Here is a 2,129-nt window from a genome sequence, read left to right as displayed (position 1 = left end):
AATTCCGAGGCGAATTACGCGCGGTTGCGCGACGTCAAAACCCGGTTGGCTACGCTGGAGGGAACCGAAGCCCTGATTGAAGGCTTTGGAGCTTCGTCGGGCCGGCCGGCACGGTCTTTGTAACGCGTATCCCACCCCTGAAAGCGGGGTGGGGCAGCGGAGGCGAATAAGAGGTCACCTCTCGCTGTTGAGACGCTTAGTCGGAGCTTAACGCAGTTTCGACAAATTTGACCTCGATTCGGGTGGCGCGGGCCGGTAAGACCCTTGCCGGCGCTGCTCTTTTGGCCGTTAGCGCCCTGTGGGCGGCCCAACAAACTGGGGACCAAGGGCATCGCCCGGTCCCCGCGATCCATTCCCTGCGGCGCTGGAGTCTCGCGCCATAGGATAGGGGACCCAGTAAGACGCGCCGACCCCGACCATGCGCGCGCTTGGAGACTTGGAGATAGAGCAATGGCAACCAAAAGCGTGGCCACCAAGACCGTCGCGGCTAAGGCCAAGGCCGTCCGACCAGGAATGGCGGCCCCGCAGAAGGAATCCGAAGCGACCGAAAAGGACGCCCCGGAGACCCCCGATGCACCGCTCCCCGTGCTCGATCTTTCCGACGCCGCCGTCAAGAAGATGATCAAGCAGGCCAAGAAGCGCGGCTATGTCACCTATGAGCAGCTCAACGCGGTCATGCCGTCCGAGGAGGTCACTTCCGAGAAGATCGAGGACGTGCTGGCGATGATGAACGAAATGGGCATCAACGTCGTCGAGACCGAAGAAGCCGACAACGACGACGAGGAGAACCGCGAGGAGCCCGAGGAAGAGGAGAGCGAATCCGGCGAGCTCGTCGAGGTCTCGACCAAGACCCCCGCCAAATCCGAAACGCGCGAGCCCGCGGAACGCACCGACGATCCGGTGCGGATGTATTTGCGCGAAATGGGCTCGGTGGAACTCCTCTCGCGCGAGGGCGAAATCGCCATCGCCAAGCGCATCGAAGCCGGCCGCGAAGCGATGATCGCCGGCCTTTGCGAAAGCCCGCTGTCGTTCCAGGCCATCATCATCTGGCGGGACGAATTGAACGAAGGAAAAGTCTTCCTCCGCGACATTATCGATCTCGAAGCGACCTATGCCGGCCCCGACGCCAAGCAGGCCGCTCCGAGCATGCCCGGCGGCGATCCGCCCGTTGCCGGCAACGGCATGCCGGCCGGCAATGGCGGCTTCGTGCCGCAGCAGGCGGCGTCGCCGCCTTCGGCGCCGCCCGTCGCGACGCCGTTCAAGCCTGTCGCGGCAACCGGCGACGGCGAGGAAGGCGGCGAGGAAGGCCAAATTCCGGAATCCGACATCGACGAGGACGATCTGGAAAATTCCATGTCGCTCGCCGCGATCGAGGCCGAGCTCAAGCCCAAAGTGCTCGAGACCTTCGACACCATCGCCAACGAGTTCAAGCGGCTGCGGCGCCTGCAGGAGCAGGACATCCACAACAAGCTGCACTCGACCGGCTCGCTCACGCCGAGCCAGGAGCGCAAATACAAGAAGCTCAAGGAAGAGATCATCCAGCAGGTCAAGTCGCTGCGGCTCAATCAGGCCCGCATCGATGCGCTCGTGGAACAGCTTTACGACATCAACAAGCGGCTGGTCAGCCACGAAGGCCGGCTGATGCGGCTTGCCGAAAGCCACGGCGTCGTCCGCGAAGACTTTCTCAAGAACTACCAGGGCTCCGAGCTCGATCCGCGCTGGCTCAACCGCGTATCGAAACTCTCGGCCAGGGGCTGGAAGAATTTCGTCGCCCGCGACAAGGACCGCATCAAGGAATTGCGCACGCACATCCACACGCTCGCCTCCGAGACCGGGCTTGAGATCGGCGAATTCCGCAAGATCGTGCACATGGTGCAGAAGGGCGAACGCGAAGCGCGCCAGGCCAAGAAGGAAATGGTCGAAGCCAACCTGCGCCTCGTCATCTCTATCGCCAAGAAATACACCAACCGCGGCCTGCAATTCCTCGATCTGATCCAGGAAGGCAATATCGGCCTGATGAAGGCGGTCGACAAATTCGAATATCGCCGCGGCTACAAATTCTCGACCTATGCGACGTGGTGGATTCGCCAGGCGATCACCCGTTCGATCGCCGACCAGGCGCGCACCAT

1 protein-coding gene is annotated in these 2,129 nt (G+C 62.4%); it reads left to right on the top strand.

Annotated elements, in window-relative coordinates; translation table 11 throughout:
* Positions 1-450 precede the first annotated feature (450 nt).
* A partial coding sequence (gene rpoD, locus VEJ16_00805; GenBank protein ID HYB08191.1) for an RNA polymerase sigma factor RpoD occupies positions 451-2,129 on the top strand: 1,679 nt, incomplete at its 3' end.

The organism is Alphaproteobacteria bacterium (assembly GCA_035625915.1).
In the GTDB taxonomy this organism is placed as follows: Bacteria; Pseudomonadota; Alphaproteobacteria; order JACZXZ01; family JACZXZ01; genus DATDHA01.
The sequence above is the reverse complement of the archived record's forward strand: the minus strand, read 5'-3'. Positions and strand labels throughout refer to the sequence as shown.